The sequence below is a fragment of the Sphingobium sp. B11D3A genome (assembly GCF_025961695.1).
GTDB lineage: Bacteria > Pseudomonadota > Alphaproteobacteria > Sphingomonadales > Sphingomonadaceae > Sphingobium.
In genome coordinates this window covers 1,541,313-1,560,800 of the sequence record NZ_JAOQOE010000001.1, presented here as the reverse complement: position 1 = coordinate 1,560,800, position 19,488 = coordinate 1,541,313, and the positions used below count along the sequence as shown (strand labels likewise).

Below are 19,488 nucleotides of genomic sequence, written 5' to 3'. Positions count from 1 at the left end.
ATGAGCCGGAAACACAAAAGCATTGAGGGGTCGGTCACGGCCCATCACGGGGTCCAAATGATCGATTCGAGCGCTATGACCTTCGCTAAAGAGGGTGTCCTCAAAGCTGCCGCGAAGGTTCTGGCGATTGCCGGTCTGATGGTTGCCTCTCCTGCCCTGGCCGATGCCGGCCACGACGCCCAGTTTGCCTCGCTCTTCTCGGCGATGGTCCAGATGGAGCAGTCCACCGAGCAGAGCACGGACAGCAAGGCCTCCATCCCGTCGCGCCAGCCGGTCGACGATGTGCGTCTCACCTCTTCTTTCGGTACTCGCAGCGATCCGTTTAACGGCCGCGCTCGCATGCATCAGGGCATCGACATTCCCGGCCCGATCGGCACGCCGATCTATGCGACGGCCGATGGCGTCGTGCGCCGCTCGCAGTGGGTGAACGGCTATGGCAATCTCGTCGAGATCAACCATGGCAACGGCCTCGAGACCCGCTACGGCCACATGTCCAAGCTGATCGCCCAGCCCAATGAGCGCGTCCGTCGCGGCCAGCTCATCGGCCTGATGGGCTCCACCGGTCGCTCCACCGGCAGCCACCTTCACTATGAAGTCCGCATCGCCGGCAGCGCCGTGAACCCGATGCCCTATCTGGAAGGCACCAATTACGAGCTGGCTCTGGCCGAGGCCAAGGAGCACAGCGATCGTCAGGTCGCCATGGGTGGCCCGGAAGCCAACCGCCCCACCGACAACCGCGATCGTTGATCGCCGCTCGCCCGCTCGGGTGAGTTTTCAGGGGTGAGCAGGCTGTCCTGAGTTTCCTTCTCCATCGTCAAGCGCGGCGCGGCTCCCTTGCGGGCCGCCGCTTGCCGTTGCGGCGTGTGCGCCCTATCTAGCAGCCATGGATATCAGCCTCTCTCCCACCGCCGCCGCGCGGGTCGCCTGGATCGCCGAGCGCCAGAGCAAGCCGGCCATTCTCCGCCTCGCGGTGGAAGGCGGGGGGTGCTCCGGCTTCCAGTATCGCTTCGGCTTGGCCGATGCGCCCGAGGCGGACGATGTGATGGTCGAGACGGACGGCGTGAAGCTGGTCGTTGATTCCATGAGCCTCGATCTGGTGCGCGGCTGCGTGGTCGATTTTGTGGACAATCTCGGTGGCGCGGCTTTCAAGGTGGAAAATCCCAATGCGACCGCCGGCTGCGGCTGCGGAACCAGCTTCTCGGTCTGACTTTCTGAGCGTTCGCGCCGGGACGCGCTTGTCGAAGCGCCATGCTTCTCCCTAAGACGGACCCTCACTGGCAGGTGCCGGCAAAAGGGCTTTAGTTCATGCGGATCGCGACCTTCAATATCAACGGCATCAAGGCGCGGCTGCCGCGTCTGGTCGAGTGGCTGACGGAAACCCAGCCGGACGTCGCCTGCCTGCAGGAAATCAAGACGCAGGATGAAGGCTTCCCGATCAAGGATATCGAAGATGCCGGCTATGGCGCCATCTGGCACGGCCAGAAGGGCTTTAACGGCGTCGCGATTCTGGCGAAGGGCGCTACTCCGCAGGAAGTGACGCGCGGGCTGGAGGGCGAGCCGGAAGACGAGCACAGCCGCTACATCGAGGCGGACGTGAACGGCGTGCGCATCGCTTCCATCTATCTGCCCAATGGCAATCCCGTTCCCGGCCCCAAGTTCGAGTACAAGCTGCGTTGGATGGCGCGGCTGCGCGCCCGTGCGGCGCAGATCTGGGCGGAGGAAGTGCCCGCCGTGCTAGCCGGCGATTATAATGTCATCCCGTTCGATCGCGATGTCTGGTCGCCACCCGCCATGGCCAGCGACGCGTTAATGCAGCCGGAGAGCCGCGCCGCCTACAAGACCCTGCTCAACGACGGCTGGACCGATGCGCTGGCCGCGCGCCATCCGCTCGGCGGCGTGTGGACCTTCTGGGATTATCAGGCCGGTGCCTGGCAGCGCGATGCAGGCTTCCGCATCGACCATTTGCTGCTCTCGCCCACTGCTGCCGACCGGCTGGCCGATGCGCAGGTGGACAAGGCCTATCGCGGGCGGGAGAAAGCCAGCGATCACGCCCCGGTCTGGGTCCGCCTGAAGGACTGACGGCGCCCTTTCCAACCAGATGCCCAATTCAGGAGCCAGGAGTCGACCCGCGATGAAGGCCTTTGCTTATGACGCCGCCCACCCGCTGACGGACTTTGCGCTCACCCTGCGCGACCTGCCCGATCCGGTGCCCGGCCCACAGGATCTGCTGGTCCGGGTCGAGGCCTTCGCGCTCAATCCGGTCGATACCAAGATCCGCCAGCGCCGGGGCGGCACGGCGAATGCGCCGGTCGTGCTCGGTTGGGACGCTGCCGGCATCGTCGAGGCCGTGGGTGCGCAGGTGCAGGGCTTTGCGGTCGGTGATGCGGTCTATCATGCGGGCGATCTCAACCGGCCGGGCAGCTATGCCCGCCTGCAAGCGGTCGATCATCGCCTTGTCGCGCACAAGCCCGCGAGCCTCGATTTCGCCGATGCCGCCGCCCTGCCGCTGACCGCGCTCACCGCCTATGAGGCGATGCTGGAGCGCGGCATCGTCTATGATGCGGACAGCCGCGTGCTGATCATCGGCGGGGCAGGGGGTGTCGGTTCGATGGCGATCCAACTGCTCAAGGCGCTGACCCCGGCCACCGTTATCGCCACCGCGTCCCGGCCGGAGACGGTCGCCTTTGCGCAGCTTATGGGCGCCGACCATGTCATCGGCCGCGACGTTCAGCCCGAACTGGCGGCGCTCGGCCTGCATGATCTCCATGCCATCTTCAGCACCACGCATACCGACGCCTATCTGCCGGTCATCCCCGCGCTGCTGCGCCCCTTTGGCCATCTCATGGTCATCGACGATCCCGCCGCGCTGGACATCCTGCCGTTCAAGCAGAAGGCGCTCTCGGTCCACTGGGAGTTCATGTTCGCCAAGTCGATCAACGGCTTTCGCATGGCCGAGCAGCAGGCGGTTTTGCGGCAGGTTGCAGCGCTGGTCGATGCGGGCACGCTCGTCTCCACCCGCACCCGAACGCTCACCGCCAGTGTCGAGACGCTGCGTGATGCGCACGCCGCGCTGGAGGCCGGTGCGCTGATCGGCAAGACCGTCATGCGCTGGGATTGAGCCATTTTACGTCGGTTTGATGCCTCTTTTCGTCGCCCGGTCTGTTATAGAGGGTGAGCTTGAACAGGGAGCATGGATCGATGGATGACAGGTCGAAGCCTTGGCTGACCGGTGACTCCCCCGCACGGGGCGGCAAGCGTCATGCTCCCGCCACGGTGCGCAACCGTGATGCCATTGCCCAATTGCTCGCCCAGACCTTGCCCGCCACCGGGCTGGTGCTGGAGATCGCCAGCGGCTCGGGCGAACATGCCGTGCATTTCGCGCGCTGCTTCCCTGCCTTGCGCTGGCTGCCGAGCGACCCTGACCCGGTCGCGCGCGCCTCGATCACCGCCTGGGCGGATGAGGTGGCGCTGCCCAATCTCGCCCCGCCGCTGCAGATCGACGCTGCCGATCCCGAGGCCTGGCCGATCGGCGAGGCGGACGCGATCCTGTGCATCAACATGGTGCATATCTCGCCTTGGGCTGCGACGCTCGGCCTGCTCCACGGCGCGGCGATGCTGTTGCCGGAAGGCGCGCCGCTCTTTCTTTACGGCCCCTATTTCCGCCGCGAGGTGGAGACGGCGCCGAGCAATCTCGCTTTCGATGAGTCGCTGCGCGCGCGCGACCCCGCCTGGGGCCTGCGCTGGGTGCATGATGTCGAGGCGGCGGCGGCGTCCGAGGGCTTCGAGTTGAAGCGCGTCGTCGAGATGCCGGCCAATAATCTCAGCCTGATCTTCCGGCGCGGTCCTCATCCGGGCTGACGGTAAGCGCGCGGCGGCGGACATGCTCGCGCCAAGCGATGTAGAGCCCGCTCGCTGCGATCAGCCCGGCTCCCACCCAGGTGGAGGATTCCGGCCAGTAGGACCAGAGCAGCCAGCCGGCCAGCGTGGCCCAGATCATCTGGCTGTAATCCATGGGGATGACGATGGAGACCGGCCCGTAGCGCAGGGCCGAGGTCATGAACAATTGCGCCGCCCCGCCGGTCAGCCCCAAGCCGATGAACAGCAACCATTCAACGGGATCGTGGCTTTGCCCGTACCAGATCAGCATCAGCCCGAGCGGCGGCAGCGAGAGCAGGGTGAACCAGAAGACGATGATCGGGGCCGACTCGCGCTTGCCAAGATCGCGCAGCACGATGGCGACGAGCGCCGTCACCATCGCCCCACCGAGTGCCACGAACACCCCGGCGGAGGCGAAGTTGGCGGAATCAGGATGAGTCATGATGACCACGCCGACAAAGCCGAGCAGCACCGCGCTCCAGCGGTGAATGCCGGTCTGTTCGCGCAGCAGAAGGGCGGAAAGGATTGTGGCGAAGATCGGCATGGTAAAGCCGATGGAGGTCGCCTCGGCTAATGGCAGAAGCGCTACCGCGCCGAAGTTGAGCAACATGCCGATCATGCCGAGGCTGGTGCGGGTGATATGGGTGCGCATCGGCGCCTTGGGCAACAGGGCCGTGCCCATCAGTGCGACCGCCCAGATCGCCGCGACGGGGAAGGCGAATAACTGCCGGTAGAACACCACTTCGGCCAGATTGGCGCCGCGCTCGATCAGCAGCTTGCCGATGGCGTAGGTCGCGCCGATCATCATCATCGCCAGCAGCCGCAGCATGATCGCGAACAGGGGCCGGTCGCGGCGTGCGGGCGCGGAGGGGGCCTCGGCAGCGGCGGCGCTGCTCATGCCAGTGTGCGCCGTCGCGCGCGAGCGCCGCTCAGACTGTCCCACACGAACAGCGCGAGGGCGACCCAGATGAGCAGGAAGCTGCCCCAGCGCCCGGCGGACATCGGCTCGCCGAACAGGAACACCCCGCACAGGAACTGCAGCGAGGGGGCGATATACTGCATCAGCCCAAGGGTCACGAGCGGCAGGGCGCGCGCGGAAATCGCGAACAGGATGAGCGGGATCGAGGTGAGCGCCCCGGTGCCGATCAGGCCGAGCGTCACCCAGCGATCCTCACCGAAGGCCAGGGTGCCCTGCGCGGCATAAAAGCTCACCAGTGCGAGGGCCGGGGCGCACAGCACCAGCGTCTCCACCGCCAGACCCGAGGTTGAGGGCACCGGCGTCAGCTTGCGGACGAGCCCATAAAAGGCAAAGCTGATCGCCAGCGCGAGGCTGATCCAGAGCGTCTGCCACTCGCCGATAGCGAGCAATGCCACGCCCGCCGCCGCGATGCCGATGGCGACAGCCTGCCGGCGGCGCAGCACTTCCTTGAGCACCAGCGTGCCGAGCAGCACATTGACCAGCGGGTTGAGAAAGTAGCCCAAGCTCGCCGCCACGACATGGTCGGTGTCCACCGCCCAGATATACACGAGCCAGTTGATACCGATCAGCACCGCGCTCAGCGCCAGCGCGGCGAGAATGCGCGGCTGGCTGAAGATCGCGACGAAGGCGCGATATTGCCGCATCGCCGCCAGCACGATGGCGAGGAAGGCGACGGACCAGATCACCCGATGCGCCACGATCTCGAAGGGAGAGACATGGCCGAGCAGCTTGAAATAAAGCGGCATCAGGCCCCAGATCGCATAGGCGCCGACGCCGGCAAGCAGACCCGCGCGCCGTTGGGCCGCCTGTTCGGCATCCGCGATGTCGGTGGGTTGGCTGCTCATATTGCCGCTCTCGTTCAGAAAATTCCGCCGCCGGCCCACAGGCGCAACATGCCGAAGGCGGCCACGGCGAGGCAGAAATTGCGCGCTCCGGTGCCCGCCGCGAACTGGCCGATCAGCGCCCCGAACAGGGCCATCGGCACAATCACCCAATTGGCCCAGCCAAGGCCGGGGATGATCGCGGGAATGGCAAGAATCAGCGCGACCGCGCCGATCAGAATGGAGAGCAGCGAAAGCATCCCCATCCCATGGGCCTGACCGGGGATATTGGCAAGTGCAGGGGGCACCAGAGACTTGAGGTGTTTGCAGCCTCAGCCGAGGAAGCGCGAATTTGGAATGATTGATCTTAAAGAATATTCCAAATAGGTTTTAGGTCGTCCTTCAGTCCGTGCCCTGGATCAGCGGCCTCACCCAATCCAGCGCCGTCTCCGCGAAGAAATGGCGCCCCGGCACCACCCAACTCGTATCGTCCAGCGTGCCCGGCTTGAGCGTCTGCATGCCTTCATGTCGATGGCGACGATGGACCAGTCGCGACCCACAATCAGCGCAGAACAGGCAGTCGAGCCGATGGCCGGAGTCGGTGTCGCGCGTCCAGATCGCCGGCGTCCCCTGCGTGAACGCCAGGCTCTCGATAGCCACGCCCATGGAGAGCCCAAAGGCGCTGCCGCTCTGCTTGCGGCACAGGCTGCAATGGCAGGCCCAGATGCCCACTGGCGGCGCGCTCAGTTCATAGCGGACCGCGCCGCACTGGCACCCGCCGCTTTGCGGAAAGCGCACGTCGGAAAAGCGCGTTGTGTCTGCCTGGCCCATGGCTCTGCTCCTCTCGTCTTACCGCGCGCGTCAGCCGCCGTTCAGCCGCCCCGGTTCAGGCGTCGGGACGAAGACCTTGAGCGTCAGGCGCGGTTCTGGACTTTTTCGCCGATCCTGACTTAGGGCGCAGATGATTAGAATGGCAATGATTCGGACGGAGGGATTTTCTGTGACACGCGCAAACGCCGCCAAGATGTGGAGCATATCAGCGATTGCCGCCCTGCTCGCCGCAGCACCGCTTGCCCTGATTCCGGCGCAGGCAGCCGATGCACCCGCCGGCGATCCTGCCCATGGCAAGCAGGTGTTCGAGAGCACCGTGTGCGGTGCCTGTCACACGCTGGCGGCAGCTGATGCCAGCGGCCCCATCGGCCCCTCGCTGGATGGCAATGCCAACCTTACCCACGCGCTGATCGTTGAGCGCGTCACGAAGGGTGCCGGCGCCATGCCGGGCTATGAGGGCCAGTTGAGCGAGAAGGACATCAACGACGTCGCCACTTATGTGATGAGCGTGGCGGCAAAACCGCAATAAGCGGCGGATCGGCGGGCCTTCGTCCGCCGGTCGCCGCATCACGCGGCGCAGAATATCGGTCGGAGCCAAGGCTGTATGCCCTCGGCTCCGTCCTGCTGGTCAAAGGGGGGAGGGAACACTCCCCGGTACTGAACGACCAGCGGAGTATTCATGCGTCATTTCCTGCTTGCTTCCACCTGCGCCTTCGCTCTTGCCAGTGCGGCGTCAGCGGAAACCTCGATCACGACCAAGCGGACCACCGCAATCGCGACGGCCACCGCCAACAATGGCGCAGCCGACGATATCAAGATCGCCTCGGCGGGATCGATCGAACTGACTGGCGCGGGTAGCGTTGCGGTCACGGTCAACAGTGCCAACAAGATCACCAATGAAGGCACGATCCAGATCAGCAATGCGGACAATGCCGCGGGCATCGTCGCCAATGCCGGCACGTCGGGCGGCATCGTCCACAGCGGCAAGATCATCATTGATGAGAGCTACACGCCCACCGACGGCGACAATGATGGCGATCTCGACGGGCCGTTCGCGGTCGGCACCGGGCGCTACGGCATCCGCACGCTGGGCGCCTATTCCGGCGCCATCACGGTGGCGCGCGGTGCCACGATCCAGGTCGAGGGCAATGATTCCTTCGGCATCCGGCTGGGCGGTCCGCTCACCGGCGCCCTCTCGCACGATGGAACGACCAGCGTGCTGGGCGATCGTGCGATCGGCGTGCAGGCCGGAGATATCAGCGGCAATGTCCGTCTCGCCGGCACGGTCGGCGCTCAGGGGGTGAATGCGGTTGGCGCGGCGTTCCTAGGCAATGTCGGCGGCACGCTGACCATTCAGGGCGCGATCAGCGCCACGGGCTATCGCTACACCACGCCGCCGTCAGACCCCTCCAAGCTGGGTGCCGACGATCTGCTGCAGGGCGGTTCGGCGGTCATCGTGGAAGGCAATGTCGCGGGCGGCATCATCCTTGCCGTACCCCCCAAAGACAGCAGCACCACCGATGATGACGAAGACAAGGACGGCATCAAGGACAGCGAGGAAGGCTCTGCCGTCGTGCGCTCTTATGGCGCGGCACCGGCGATGCGGATCGGCGCGGCCGGGCGGGATATCGCCATCGGCGCGGTGCCGGCGACGGGCAGCGGCTATGGCCTGATCATCGACGGCACCGTGTCCGGCAGCGGCCTTTACACTGGCGTGCAGGGCAATGGCCTGCTTGTCGGCGGGCAGGGCGGCGCGGTGACCATCGCCGGAGGCATCGGTATCGGTGGCAGCGTCGAGGCCTCCGCCCGCGATGCTTCGGCGACGGCCCTGCGCCTCGGCGCCGGGGCATCGACACCGCTGCTGCACGTCACCGGCAAGGTCGAGGCGACCGGCACCAGCAAGGATGGCACGACGGCGACCGCCGTGCGCGTCGATGCCGGCGCCAGCCTGCCGACCCTCCGCAACGCCGGCACGATCAAGGCGACCACCGGCGAGGCCGGCGGCGCGGTCGCCATCGTCGATGCCTCGGGCGGGCTGACGCTCATCGAGAACAGCGGCGCCATCTCGGCGACCGGCGCCAAGGCGGATTCGGGGCGCAACATCGCTATCGATCTCACCGCCAACAGCAGCGGCGTGACCGTCAAGCAGACCGAGGTCGCCGCCAGCGCCACCGCGCCCAGCATTGTGGGCGATGTCCGGTTCGGCAGCGGCAATGACGTGTTCGACATTGCGGACGGCACCGTCACCGGCAACACCAGCTTCGGTGCCGGAGCCGACACGCTCCGACTGCGCGGCGATGCGGTCTACACCGGCAATGTCGCCTTCGGCACCGGCACGAGCACGATGAGCCTTGCCGGCACGTCGCGCTTCAAGGGCACGACCGATTTCGAGGGCACCGCGAGCACGCTCTCGATTGGCGGTACCGCCGTCTATTCCGGCACCTTTGCCAATGCCGGCCAACTGGCGCTCGGCCTTGCGGGCGGTGCACTCGATCTCACGGGCCCGGCGCAGATCGGCAGCCTGGCCGTGACCGACAAGGGCGCGCTCGGCATCACGCTGGGGGCGGCCGGCAACAGCACGGCCTATCTCTCGGTCGCCGGCACCGCGAGCTTCGCGACGGACTCGCGGCTGGTGCTGCGGGTCAGCGATATCGAGAATGCAGTGGGCAATCATCTGGTGCTGACAGCCGGCACGCTCACCGGCGCCGGCAACCTCAATGCCGAGACCGCGCTGGTGCCCTATCTCTACAAGGCGACGCTCAGCAGCAGCGCCAACACGCTCAGCGTGACCCTCGGCCGCAAGACCACTGCGGACCTAGGCCTCAACCGCTCGGAGGCTGCGGCCTTCGATGCGATCTATGCCGCGCTCTCCAAGGACGAGCGGGTGGAAACCGCCTTCCTCGGCATCACCGATGGTGAGGACTTCCGCACCAGCCTGCGCCAGCTCCTGCCCGATCATGCCGGCGGCACCTTCCAAGTCGTCACCCAAGGATCGCGCACCTTCGGGCGGATGCTGGATGACCCCACCGGCCCGTTCAAGGATGAAGGCAAATGGGGTTACTGGATCAACCAGCTCGTTTGGGGCGTCGAAAAGGGGCGCGGTGACACGGCTGCCTATGAGACCTCCGGCTGGGGCTTTGGCGGCGGCGCCGAAATCAAGACCGGCCTTGGCAGCTTCGGCACGTCGGTAGCCTATCTGTGGGGCCGCAATCGCGATGGCGACACGGCCAATCAGGTGACCGCCAACCAGATCGAGGTCGCCGGCTACTGGCGCCTGAAGACCGGGCGCTTGCGGGCGACGGCGCGCGGGTCGGTCGGCTTTGTCGATCTGGATGGCAAGCGCAGTTTCGATGGGCTGAAGGATGGCGCCACCACCACGCTGACAGCCAATAGCGATCGCAATGCCCGGCTCTATTCGGCGATGGGCACGCTCTCCTACGACTGGGTGTCGCAGGGCGGCATCTCCTTCCGCCCGGTCGTGACACTCGATTATTTCCGGCTGAAGGAGAATGGCTACACCGAGACGGGCGGCGGCGATGCCATGAACCTCATCGTGCGCTCGCGGACCAGCGACGAGCTGGCGGTTACAGGCACCGCAGTGCTGGGCATAGACATGGGCGGCCAGGATGAGTGGTCCGGCTGGTCGCGGCTGGAGGTAGAGGCCGGTCGTCGCGAGATCGTAAGCGGCAATCTCGGCACCACGGTGGCGCAGTTCAAGGGTGGCGAAGCGTTCACGCTGCTGCCCGATGATCGGGAAAGCGGTTGGGTCGGGCGCCTGCGCGGCGTCGCCGGCAACAGCGGCTTCCAGATCGGCGGTGAACTCGGCGCGGAGCAGTATCAGGGCAATTGGGCTCTGTCGCTGCGCGCCAGTCTTCGCATCGGCCTCTAAGCGGTTCTTGAGGCCGGTGTGCGGGCAAGAGGGAGCGTGGAACCGTGCCCACCACCCCCCAACTCCCTCTTGCCCAACCCGGAGCTGAATGGAGATGACCGTCCTTGCGATCGACCGCTGCACGCATGCCGGCTCACAATCCCCTTGCGCCGTTCGCTCAGGGGGCGTGGAGCCTGTGTGGAGCGGGCCGCACCGGCCCTTGCGTGGTGGTGTCAGCGGGCTATACCGCGCAGGAGCTTCAGGTGCGACCCGGGACACAGGGTGCCGGGCGATGAAGGCACAGGGAAGCCACAACGGACGGACCATGAGAGGTGAAACGGGAACCGATAGCGGTCCTGTCGAAGGGCAGGGGCTGGCCAGTGCGCTGATGGCGCATCGCGTCCAGCTCATCCGCTTTCTGGTTGCCCATGGCGCCGGGGAGGCCGCCGAGGATCTGTTTCAGGAATTGTGGATGCGCGTCACCCAGCGCCCGACCGGCCCGGTCGGCAATCCGCTGGGCTATCTGTATCGCGCCGCCAACAACCTCATGGTCGATCGCTATCGTGCCGAGCGGCAGGCCCGGGCCCGCGACCAGGCGTGGACGGAGGCGCGCGGCATGGGCGAGGTCGTACCCGAGCCGACTGCGGAAGCGCAGCTGATTGCGCGCGAGGATTTGCGGCGGTTCGACCGCGCGCTGGAGGCGCTGGGCTCGCGCGCCTCCCAGGTTTTCCGCCGCTATCGTCTTGATGGCGTGCCCCAGCGTCAGATTGCCGCCGAGCTGGGGGTAAGCCTCAGCACGGTCGAGAGCGATCTGCGTCGTGCTTATGCTGCCCTGCTGGCCGCAAGGAGACAGTCCGATGACGCATGATCGGCAGGCGGGGATGGACCCGGCGGACGCAGCGGCCATCGACTGGCTGATGCGCCAGCGCGATCCGGCCTTCAATGCTTGGGAGGCCTTCACCGACTGGCTCGAGAGCGATCCGGCCCATGCGACGGCCTATCACCAGCTCGCCGCGCTGGATGCCGATCTTGATACCTTGCCCGCTCGCCCGGAGGACATCTGGCCGGAGGGTGGCGCCGTAGCGCGGGACGGGGGCCGGGCTGCCTCGCCCACGCCGCCTATCCCGCGCCGGTTCAGCCGTCGGCTGTGGGTGGGCGGTGCGCTCGCTGCTTCCATCGCCGGCATGGTCGGCATCGGCCTGTTTCAGGCGTCGTCGGATAGCTACCGGGTGAAGACCCCATTGGGCCGCTCGCAAGTGGTCACCCTTGTCGATGGCAGCGAGATCGCGGTGAACGGCGGCTCCTCGGTCAAGCTCAGTCGCAGCGATCCGCGCCGGATCGAGCTGGAGGAAGGGCAGGTGCTCGTCTCCGTCGTCCACAAGGATGCTGCGCCATTCCGTGTGTCGGTCGGCGGCGCCGAGCTGGTCGATGTCGGCACGGTGTTCGATGTCGCGCGCAATGACGGGCGGATCAGCGTGGCCGTGTCGGAAGGCGCGGTGGTCTACAATCCGCGCGGCGCGGCGATCCGCGTCGATGCCGGCTATCGCTTCACCGTGCGGGATGATGGCAGCGCGACGGACCTGAGCGCGGTCAGTCCCGCAGCGGTAGGCGGCTGGCGCGCCGGCCAGCTCGTCTATGATGGTGTGCATCTGGATGATGTCGCGGCGGAAGTCGCGCGCACCACCGGCATTGCCCTGCGCACCACGCCAGCCGCGGCAGGCATCCGCTTCCGCGGGGCCCTGCGCACCGATCTGCCCGAGGAACGGCTGGTGAACGATCTCGCGGCCCTTTCCGGCACCTCTGCGACAAAGGAAAGCGGAGGGTGGACGCTCTCAAGATAGCTCGTGCCCAGCTGGCGCTGTTCGCCACGGCGGCGCTGCTGGGCGTCGCCGGGCCGGCCGCCGCGCAGGCGCCGCAGACCCGGCCCATCGACGTGCCTGCAGGGCGCTTGTCCGATCGGGTGCCGCAACTCGCGCGGCAGGCGGGCATCAGCATCAGTGTGACCAGCGACGCGCTCTGGCGCACAAAGGTCAAGCCCGTGCGCGGCACCATGACGCCGGCCGAGGCCATTGCGCGGATGCTGGCCGGCACGCGCAGCCGGGCCGTGCAGTTGAGCGCCACGAGCTGGCGGATCGATGCGGTGAGCGCGCCCGCTGCCGTAGCGCAGGCGCAAAGGCCCAGGCGTCCGGTCGCTCCGCCACCCCCTCCGGCCCCGCCGGCCGAAGTGGAATCCTTCGTCGTCACCGCCAGCAAGCTCGATCAGCGCTATGAGGATTATCCGGGCGCGGTGCATCTGCTCGATGGCAGTGACCTGCGGTTTGGCGGTGAGCGCGGCACGGACTCCATCGCCTCGCGCCTCGCCAGCGTTGCCTCGACGCATCTGGGCTCCGGGCGCAACAAGCTGTTCATCCGGGGCATCGCCGATTCCAGCTTCACCGGGCCAACGCAGGCGACGGTAGGGCAGTATCTGGGCGACCTGCGCCTCACCTATAATGCGCCGGACCCGGATCTGCGCCTGCAGGACATCAAGCAGGTCGAGGTGCTGGAGGGCTCGCAGGGCACGCTCTATGGTGCGGGGTCCCTCGGCGGCATCATCCGGCTGGTGCCTAATGATCCTGATCCGCGCGGGTTCACGGTTGAGACCAGCGCTGGGCTCAGCTTCACCCAGCATGGCGAGCCGGGCGCCGATGTCGCCGCGACCGTCAACATGCCCATCGGCACGCGCGGCCATGCCCTGCGCCTGACCGGCTATGGCATCACCGATGGCGGCTATATCGACAATCCGGTGCGCGGCGTGAACGATGTCAACCGCACGCGCATTGCTGGCGGGCGCGCCGTGCTGCGGTTGGACCTGGGCGATGCATGGACGGTGGATGTCGGTGGCATCTATCAGTCGACGCTCATCGACGATTCCCAATATGCCGACCGCGATGCCCCGCCGCTCACCCGCAACAGCTTTGTCGTCGAGGATGCCAATGCCGATTATGGCATGGCGACGCTGGTGGTCCGCAAGGATTTCGGCGCGCTGCGCTTCCAGTCCTCCAATGCCTATGTCAGCCACGGTCTGGACGAACGCTTCGATGCGACACGGGCGGATACGCTCCCACGCGTGTTCGAACAGCGCAACCGCACGCGGATGCTGACCAGCGAGACGCGGCTGTGGCGCCCGGTCGAAAATGGCTTTGGCTGGGTGCTGGGCGTTAGCGCCATCGACAATGAGGCCGAGCAGCGCCGCGCCTTTGGCCTCACCACGCTGCGTGCAGCGACCACGGGCGTGCGCAATCGGGTCACGGAATTGACCGGCTATGGCAAGCTCAGCGTCGAGGTGTCGCGCGGCATTTTGTTGAGCGGCGGCGGGCGGATCACCCACAGCCGGCTGAGCGGCAGCGCGGAGGATGTGCAGCCGCTGTTCGCCCTGCAGGGCGGCGATATTGTTGCGAGCCGGACCGAAACCAAGCTGCTGCCCTCCGGCGAGGTGCTGGCGCATCTGGTGCCGGGGCTCACCGTCTATGCCCGCTATGAAGAGGGCTTCCGCCCCGGCGGCCTTGCCATCGAATCCCAGTTCGTCCGCCAGTTCCGCAACGATCACATCCAGAGCCTGGAAGGCGGGGTACGGATGGGCAGCGCTTATTATGGCTTCGCCGCCAGCCTTTCGGCCGCTTATGCCTATTGGCGCGACATTCAGGCCGATTTCATCGACGGGACCGGGCTGCCGACCACGGCCAATATCGGCAATGGCCGCATCACCTCCATCGCCGGCAGCCTCTCGCTCTTCCCGATCGAGGGGCTGCAGATCGATCTCAATGCCGTCTACAATCACAGCCGCGTCATCGCGCTGACGCCCGAGGCGTTCCGGCTTGCCGCGCTGCGGGCCACTGATTTGCCGGTGACCAACGCCCTGGCCCAGCTTCCCGCTTTGGGCTCTCTCGGTCAGCTCAGCGCGGATGCCTCGCCTGGCAGCATTCCCAATGTCGCGGAATATGCGGCGCAGGCCCGCATCGATTATCGCGTGCCGCTGGGGGCGGCGGATCTGCGGCTGGCCGGCTGGCTCAAATATATCGGTCCCTCGCGCCTTGGCATCGGGCCGGTGCTGGGCGACGAGCAAGGCGATTATGTCGATACCGGCGTCACCGCCCGCTACGGCGATACGCGACGGGGGGTGACGCTGTCGCTCACCAACCTGCTGGACACAACCGGCAACCGCTTCGCGCTCGGCACGCCCTTTGGCACCGGCACCGGCGGCTACACCACCCCCCAGCGCCCGCGCACCGTGCGCATTGCGGTGGATTATCGCTATTAGGTCTCACGCGTGCTCCTGCGGAAGCAGGAGCCCAAGGCCCAACCGACCACCTTATCTGCCCGAGGCTCCTGCTTTCGCAGGAGCACTGGATCGCCTCCAGCCCACCACCCGCCTTGCCCCACTCGCGCCGTCGGGTTAGCACAAGCCAAGCGATCACAATCACATAGCGAGGGCTCGTGGCACAGGCGGGGACGGACAGCGCACCAAAGGGTATCCTCGGCTGGATCGAGCGGACGGGCAACAAGCTGCCCGATCCGGTGTTCATCTTCTTCTACCTGATCCTCGCGCTGGTACTGATCTCGCTCGTCGCCGCGCTGGCCGGCCTGTCGGCCGTGCACCCGACGCAGGTCGATGCGCAAACCGGCGCGCCGGTAACGATCACCGCCCAGAGCCTGCTCGGCGCGGAGAATATCCGCCGCCTGTGGGTCGAGATGCCCGCCACCTTCACCCATTTCCACCCACTCGGCTATGTGCTGGTGGTGATGCTCGGCGCGGGCGTGGCCGAGCGCTCCGGCCTGTTCGGCACTGCCATGCGCGCCAGCGTCGCCAATGCACCGGCGATGCTGCTGACGCCGATGGTCGCCTTCGTCGCCATGATGGGCAATCTCGCCGCAGATGCGGCCTATGTCGTGCTCGTACCGCTGGCCGGCATCATCTATGCGGCGGCCGGTCGCCATCCCGTCGCCGGGATCGCGGCCGCCTTTGCCGGCGTGTCCGGCGGCTTCTCGGCCAATCTCCTGCCCGGCCAGCTCGACGCGCTGCTCTTCGGCATCACCCAGCAGGCCGCGCAGTTGCTGGATGCCGACTGGCAGATGAACATTGCCGGCAACTGGTTCTTCATGGCCGCTTTGCTCATCCTCTACATCCCGGTCATCTGGTACGTCACCGACCGGATCATCGAGCCACGCCTTGGCGGCTATGTGCCGCAGGGCGAGGCGGCGATGATTGCGGGCACGCCGGATGCCACCGCCGAACAGCGCCTCACCACCGCGCAGCGCAAGGGCCTGCGCCACGGCGGCCTGGCGATGCTGGCGGTGGTCGCACTCTGGGCGATCATGGCGCTGATGCCGGGTGCGCCACTGGTCGATGCAAATGCAGCGGTGCCGGAGGCGCGACTGACGCCCTTCTACCAGTCGCTGGTCGGCGGCTTCTTCCTGCTCTTCCTTGCCGGCGGCTGGGCCTATGGCAAGGCGGCGGGCACCATCGCCGATCATCGCGACGTGGTGAAGATGATGAGCGGGGCGATGGGCGACCTTGCTTATTATCTCGTCCTCGCCTTCGCGGCGGCGCATTTCGTGGCGATGTTCGGCTGGTCCAATCTCGGCCTCATCTTCGCGATTCACGGCGCCGGCGGTCTGCAGGCCGTCGCCTTGCCGACGCCGGTGCTGCTGCTCCTGATCGTGCTGTTTACCACCGTGCTCAATCTGTTCGTGGGCTCGGCCAGCGCAAAATGGGCGCTGCTCGCCCCGGTGCTGGTGCCGATGCTGATGCTGCTCGGGATCAGTGCGGAGACGACGACGGCCGCCTATCGCGTCGGCGATGGGGCGACCAACATCATCTCGCCGCTGATGGTCTATTTCCCGCTGATCCTCATTTATTGCCAGCGCTGGGTGCCGAGCTTCGGCCTTGGCAGCCTTGCGGCGGTCATGCTGCCTTATTCCCTCTGGCTGCTGCTCTTTGGCGGGGCACTGCTCGCCGGCTGGACGCTCCTCGACCTACCGCTCGGGCCGAACGCGCCCGTGCATCTGCCTGCGGTGCTGCCCGGCAGCTGATTGCTGCCTGGGCTTTCCCCGCGCCCTTCTGCCGGGCTTGAAATCGGCCCGGCGAGCAACCTTATTGGATGCACGCCGCGCATCTCGCCCGGTGACCCAAGGGGAAGAGGGCGCGCATGACTTCGCGGAACAGGCACTGGATGTGGGCCGATGCGGTCGACCTGCTGGATCGTATGCAGCGCCTCCAGCAGCAGAATTATGCGCCCGTCCGCGCCGCCAGCGGTCCGCCGGCCTGGGAGCCACCCGCCGACATGATCGAGACGGCGCATGAGGTGCTGGTCATCGTGGCGCTGCCCGGCGTCGATGCCGAGAAGGCGGAGGCGTTCATCGAGGATGGCGTGCTCATCGTGCGCGGCCAGCGCATCCTGCCGCCGGAGCTGCGCACCGCGCGCATTCATCGCCTCGAATTGCCGCAGGGCCGCTTCGAGCGCCGCCTGCCGCTCCCCGGCGGCCAGTATCAAGGCGTGCGTCGCGCCGCCGTGAATGGCTGCCTGCTCGTTACGCTCAGCAAGGTCGATGGAGGCCGCTTCTGATGGACGTTCTGACCACGAACACCGCCAATCCCACGTCCACCGGCGCCGCGCAGCCCCAGGGCGCCGCGCCCGGCGAGACGCAGCCTTTCCGCCCGCTGCCGGAGGATGCGATCATCATCGTCCCCGTGCGCGGCTTCGTGCTGTTCCCTGATGTGGTGATGCCGCTGGCGCTCAGCCGGGCCATCTCGGTCAACGCCGCACAGGCTGCGGTGCGCGAGAGCCTGCCGATTGGCGTGCTCACCCAGCGCGATGCGGGCGTCGACGCCCCCGTCCCTGCGGACATGCACGCCATGGGCACGCTCGCCAATGTGCTGCGCTATGTGACAGCGCCCGATGACACCCATCACCTCATCCTGCAGGGCGAAACGCGCTTTCGCATTGTCGAGTTTCTGGAAGGCTGGCCGTTCATGGTCGCGCGGGTCGAGAAGCTCGCCGAGCAGGAGGACAAGACGCCGGACGTCGAGGCGCGGCTGATCCATGTGCGCAAGCAGGCGCTGGAGACCGTGCAGCTGCTGCCGCAGGCGCCGCAGGGTCTGGCCGAGGCGATCCAGAACATCGCGTCGGCCTCGACGCTGGCCGATACCGTTTCCGCCTATCTGGACGTGGACACCACCCAGAAGCAGGAACTGCTGGAGACTGTCTCGCTGCCGGCGCGGCTGGACCGTGTCTCACGGCTGCTGGAGCAGCGCCTGCAGGTGCTGCGCCTCTCAGCCGAGATCGGCAAGGACGTGCAGGAGACGCTGACCAGCCGCCAGCGCGAGGCGATCCTGCGCGAGCAGATGGCCGCGATCCAGCGCCAGCTCGGCGAGGATGATGGCCGCGCGGCGGAGATCGCGGAGCTGACCGAGAAGATCGAGGCCGCCAAGATGCCCGAGGCGGTCGAGAAGGAAGCGCGCAAGGAGTTGCGGCGGCTCGAGCGGATGCCCGAGGCCGCCGCCGAGCATGGCATCATCCGCACCTATCTCGACTGGCTGACGGAACTGCCCTGGGACATTCCCGAAGAGCAGCCCATCGACATCGCTAAGGCGCGCGAGACGCTCGATGCGGATCATTATGGCCTCGACAAGATCAAGCGGCGGATCGTCGAATATCTCGCCGTGCGCAAGCTCGCGCCCGGCGGCAAGGCGCCGATCCTGTGCTTCGCCGGCCCGCCCGGCGTCGGCAAGACCTCGCTCGGCCAGTCCATCGCGCGGGCCATGGGGCGCCCGTTCGAGCGGGTGAGCCTGGGCGGCGTGCATGACGAGTCCGAGATCCGCGGCCACCGCCGGACCTATGTCGGCGCCATGCCCGGCAACATCATCCAGGCGATCCGCAAGGCCGGGCGGCGCGATTGCGTCATCATGCTGGACGAGATCGACAAGATGGGGCGCGGTGTGCAGGGAGATCCCTCCGCCGCCATGCTCGAAGTGCTCGACCCCGAGCAGAATGGCAGCTTCCGGGACAATTATCTCGGCGTGCCGTTCGATCTCTCGCGCGTGGTGTTCATCGCCACGGCCAACATGCTGGACACGATCCCCGGCCCGCTGCGCGACCGCATGGAGATCATCACCCTCTCGGGCTATACCGAGGATGAGAAGCTGGCGATTGCCCAGCGCTATCTCGTCGCGCGCCAACTCGCCGCCAATGGTGTCACGGCCGAGCAGGTGACGGTGGACGATGCCGTGCTGAGCGAGATCATCCGCTACTACACCCGCGAGGCGGGCGTGCGGAACCTGGAGCGGGAGATCGGCAAGACCATCCGCAACGCCGCCGTGCGGATTGCCGAGGGCAGCGCCGCGCAGGTCTCCATCGACGTCGATGATCTGCACGAGGTGCTGGGCGACCGCATCTTCGAGAATGAGGTGGCGCAGCGCACCAGCGTGCCCGGCGTGGCCACCGGCATGGCCTGGACGCCCGTCGGCGGCGACATCCTGTTCATTGAGGCAACGAAGATGTCCGGCTCCGGCCGGCTCATCCTCACCGGCCAGCTCGGCGACGTGATGAAGGAAAGCGCGCAGGCGGCGCTGAGCTTGCTCAAGAGCCGAGCCGACAGCCTCGGCGTCTCGGCGGAGCTGTTGGAGAAGAGCGACATTCACGTCCATGTCCCCGCCGGCGCCACGCCCAAGGACGGGCCAAGCGCGGGCGTCGCCATGTTCATGGCGCTCACCTCCCTGCTCACCGGCCGCACGGTGCGCAGCGATACCTCGATGACCGGGGAGATTTCCCTGCGCGGTCTTGTGCTGCCGGTAGGCGGTATCAAGGAGAAGGTCGTCGCCGCCGCGAGTGCCGGCATCACCCGCGTCATGCTCCCCGCCCGTAACAAGCGCGACTATGACGACATTCCCGCCAATGCGCGGGAGAAGCTGGAGTTCATCTGGCTGGAGACAGTCGAGGATGCGCTCGCGGCGGGGCTGGACGATCCGATCTTGCTTGCCAAGGAGCCTGCCGAGCCGACGGACGCCTGACGTCCATCAGCCCCTCCCCTTCAGGGGAGGGGAAGGGGGTGGTGGCGATGCGCAGCATCGCTCG

At 66.9% G+C, this 19,488-nt stretch carries 17 protein-coding genes; 13 read left to right on the top strand and 4 right to left on the bottom strand.

Features of this window, described 5'->3' with window-relative positions:
- The first annotated feature begins 75 nt into the window (after positions 1-75).
- The 5 genes from M2332_RS07430 to M2332_RS07410 all read left to right on the top strand — a co-directional run bounded on the left by M2332_RS07430 (position 76) and on the right by M2332_RS07410 (position 3,858).
- Positions 76-747, top strand: a complete 672-nt coding sequence (locus tag M2332_RS07430; RefSeq protein WP_264573551.1) for a M23 family metallopeptidase — start codon at positions 76-78, stop codon at positions 745-747.
- Positions 748-883: 136 nt separating this feature from the next.
- Complete coding sequence (gene erpA, locus M2332_RS07425) at positions 884-1,207, top strand: iron-sulfur cluster insertion protein ErpA (RefSeq protein ID WP_181560559.1); 324 nt, start codon at positions 884-886, stop codon at positions 1,205-1,207.
- Positions 1,208-1,305: 98 nt separating this feature from the next.
- The gene (xth, locus tag M2332_RS07420; RefSeq protein ID WP_264571238.1) at positions 1,306-2,079 is read left to right on the top strand and encodes an exodeoxyribonuclease III; all 774 of its coding nucleotides are present in this window, start codon (positions 1,306-1,308) and stop codon (positions 2,077-2,079) included.
- Between the two features lie 52 nt (positions 2,080-2,131).
- Positions 2,132-3,118, top strand: a complete 987-nt coding sequence (locus M2332_RS07415) for a zinc-binding alcohol dehydrogenase family protein (protein WP_264573550.1) — start codon at positions 2,132-2,134, stop codon at positions 3,116-3,118.
- A gap of 80 nt (positions 3,119-3,198) precedes the next feature.
- On the top strand, positions 3,199-3,858 hold the full coding sequence (locus M2332_RS07410; protein WP_264573549.1) for a class I SAM-dependent methyltransferase: 660 nt from the start codon (positions 3,199-3,201) through the stop codon (positions 3,856-3,858).
- Here the strand turns inward: M2332_RS07410 and M2332_RS07405 are convergent.
- From M2332_RS07405 to M2332_RS07390, 4 genes are all read right to left on the bottom strand, one after another.
- Positions 3,821-4,774 (bottom strand): DMT family transporter, encoded by a 954-nt coding sequence (locus M2332_RS07405; RefSeq protein ID WP_264573548.1) that lies wholly within the window; start codon positions 4,772-4,774, stop codon positions 3,821-3,823. The genes M2332_RS07410 and M2332_RS07405 overlap by 38 nt on opposite strands.
- Positions 4,771-5,700: an EamA family transporter RarD gene (rarD, locus tag M2332_RS07400; protein WP_264573547.1), complete on the bottom strand. Its 930-nt coding sequence runs from the start codon at positions 5,698-5,700 to the stop codon at positions 4,771-4,773. The genes M2332_RS07405 and rarD overlap by 4 nt, the downstream gene beginning before the upstream one ends.
- A gap of 14 nt (positions 5,701-5,714) precedes the next feature.
- The gene (locus M2332_RS07395) at positions 5,715-5,942 is read right to left on the bottom strand and encodes a hypothetical protein (RefSeq protein WP_413715145.1); all 228 of its coding nucleotides are present in this window, start codon (positions 5,940-5,942) and stop codon (positions 5,715-5,717) included.
- Between the two features lie 136 nt (positions 5,943-6,078).
- Positions 6,079-6,507, bottom strand: coding sequence for a GFA family protein (locus M2332_RS07390; RefSeq protein ID WP_264573546.1), 429 nt, complete (start codon positions 6,505-6,507; stop codon positions 6,079-6,081).
- 169 nt (positions 6,508-6,676) lie between these two features.
- On the opposite strand from M2332_RS07390, the gene M2332_RS07385 reads away from it, so the two are divergent.
- The 8 genes from M2332_RS07385 (at position 6,677) to lon (ending at position 19,424) form a co-directional block, all read left to right on the top strand.
- Positions 6,677-7,036, top strand: a complete 360-nt coding sequence (locus M2332_RS07385) for a c-type cytochrome (protein ID WP_264571232.1) — start codon at positions 6,677-6,679, stop codon at positions 7,034-7,036.
- 150 nt (positions 7,037-7,186) lie between these two features.
- On the top strand, positions 7,187-10,396 hold the full coding sequence (locus tag M2332_RS07380) for an autotransporter domain-containing protein (protein ID WP_264573545.1): 3,210 nt from the start codon (positions 7,187-7,189) through the stop codon (positions 10,394-10,396).
- A 304-nt stretch (positions 10,397-10,700) separates the two neighbouring features.
- Complete coding sequence (locus M2332_RS07375; protein WP_264573544.1) at positions 10,701-11,243, top strand: sigma-70 family RNA polymerase sigma factor; 543 nt, start codon at positions 10,701-10,703, stop codon at positions 11,241-11,243.
- Positions 11,233-12,216 (top strand): FecR family protein, encoded by a 984-nt coding sequence (locus tag M2332_RS07370; protein WP_264573543.1) that lies wholly within the window; start codon positions 11,233-11,235, stop codon positions 12,214-12,216. The genes M2332_RS07375 and M2332_RS07370 overlap by 11 nt, the downstream gene beginning before the upstream one ends.
- Positions 12,198-14,675: a TonB-dependent receptor gene (locus tag M2332_RS07365; protein ID WP_264573542.1), complete on the top strand. Its 2,478-nt coding sequence runs from the start codon at positions 12,198-12,200 to the stop codon at positions 14,673-14,675. Before M2332_RS07370 ends, M2332_RS07365 begins: the two co-directional genes overlap by 19 nt.
- 176 nt (positions 14,676-14,851) lie before the next feature.
- A complete protein-coding gene (locus tag M2332_RS07360; protein ID WP_264573541.1) occupies positions 14,852-16,447 on the top strand; it encodes an AbgT family transporter in 1,596 nt (531 codons plus the stop codon).
- A gap of 116 nt (positions 16,448-16,563) precedes the next feature.
- Positions 16,564-16,980, top strand: a complete 417-nt coding sequence (locus M2332_RS07355) for an Hsp20/alpha crystallin family protein (protein ID WP_264573540.1) — start codon at positions 16,564-16,566, stop codon at positions 16,978-16,980.
- Positions 16,980-19,424 carry an endopeptidase La gene (gene lon, locus M2332_RS07350; RefSeq protein ID WP_264573539.1) on the top strand — a complete coding sequence of 815 codons (2,445 nt, stop codon included), beginning with the start codon at positions 16,980-16,982 and terminating at the stop codon, positions 19,422-19,424. Before M2332_RS07355 ends, lon begins: the two co-directional genes overlap by 1 nt.
- The last annotated feature ends 64 nt before the right edge of the window (positions 19,425-19,488 follow it).

Coding starts and splice junctions, on each gene's coding strand:
- M2332_RS07430 (WP_264573551.1), top strand. CDS start 76: ATGACCTTCGCTAAAGAGGGTGTCCTCAAAGCTGCCGCGAAGGTTCTG.
- erpA (WP_181560559.1), top strand. CDS start 884: ATGGATATCAGCCTCTCTCCCACCGCCGCCGCGCGGGTCGCCTGGATC.
- xth (WP_264571238.1), top strand. CDS start 1,306: ATGCGGATCGCGACCTTCAATATCAACGGCATCAAGGCGCGGCTGCCG.
- M2332_RS07415 (WP_264573550.1), top strand. CDS start 2,132: ATGAAGGCCTTTGCTTATGACGCCGCCCACCCGCTGACGGACTTTGCG.
- M2332_RS07410 (WP_264573549.1), top strand. CDS start 3,199: ATGGATGACAGGTCGAAGCCTTGGCTGACCGGTGACTCCCCCGCACGG.
- M2332_RS07405 (WP_264573548.1), bottom strand. CDS start 4,774: ATGAGCAGCGCCGCCGCTGCCGAGGCCCCCTCCGCGCCCGCACGCCGC.
- rarD (WP_264573547.1), bottom strand. CDS start 5,700: ATGAGCAGCCAACCCACCGACATCGCGGATGCCGAACAGGCGGCCCAA.
- M2332_RS07395 (WP_413715145.1), bottom strand. CDS start 5,942: ATGGGGATGCTTTCGCTGCTCTCCATTCTGATCGGCGCGGTCGCGCTG.
- M2332_RS07390 (WP_264573546.1), bottom strand. CDS start 6,507: ATGGGCCAGGCAGACACAACGCGCTTTTCCGACGTGCGCTTTCCGCAA.
- M2332_RS07380 (WP_264573545.1), top strand. CDS start 7,187: ATGCGTCATTTCCTGCTTGCTTCCACCTGCGCCTTCGCTCTTGCCAGT.
- M2332_RS07375 (WP_264573544.1), top strand. CDS start 10,701: ATGAGAGGTGAAACGGGAACCGATAGCGGTCCTGTCGAAGGGCAGGGG.
- M2332_RS07370 (WP_264573543.1), top strand. CDS start 11,233: ATGACGCATGATCGGCAGGCGGGGATGGACCCGGCGGACGCAGCGGCC.
- M2332_RS07355 (WP_264573540.1), top strand. CDS start 16,564: ATGACTTCGCGGAACAGGCACTGGATGTGGGCCGATGCGGTCGACCTG.
- lon (WP_264573539.1), top strand. CDS start 16,980: ATGGACGTTCTGACCACGAACACCGCCAATCCCACGTCCACCGGCGCC.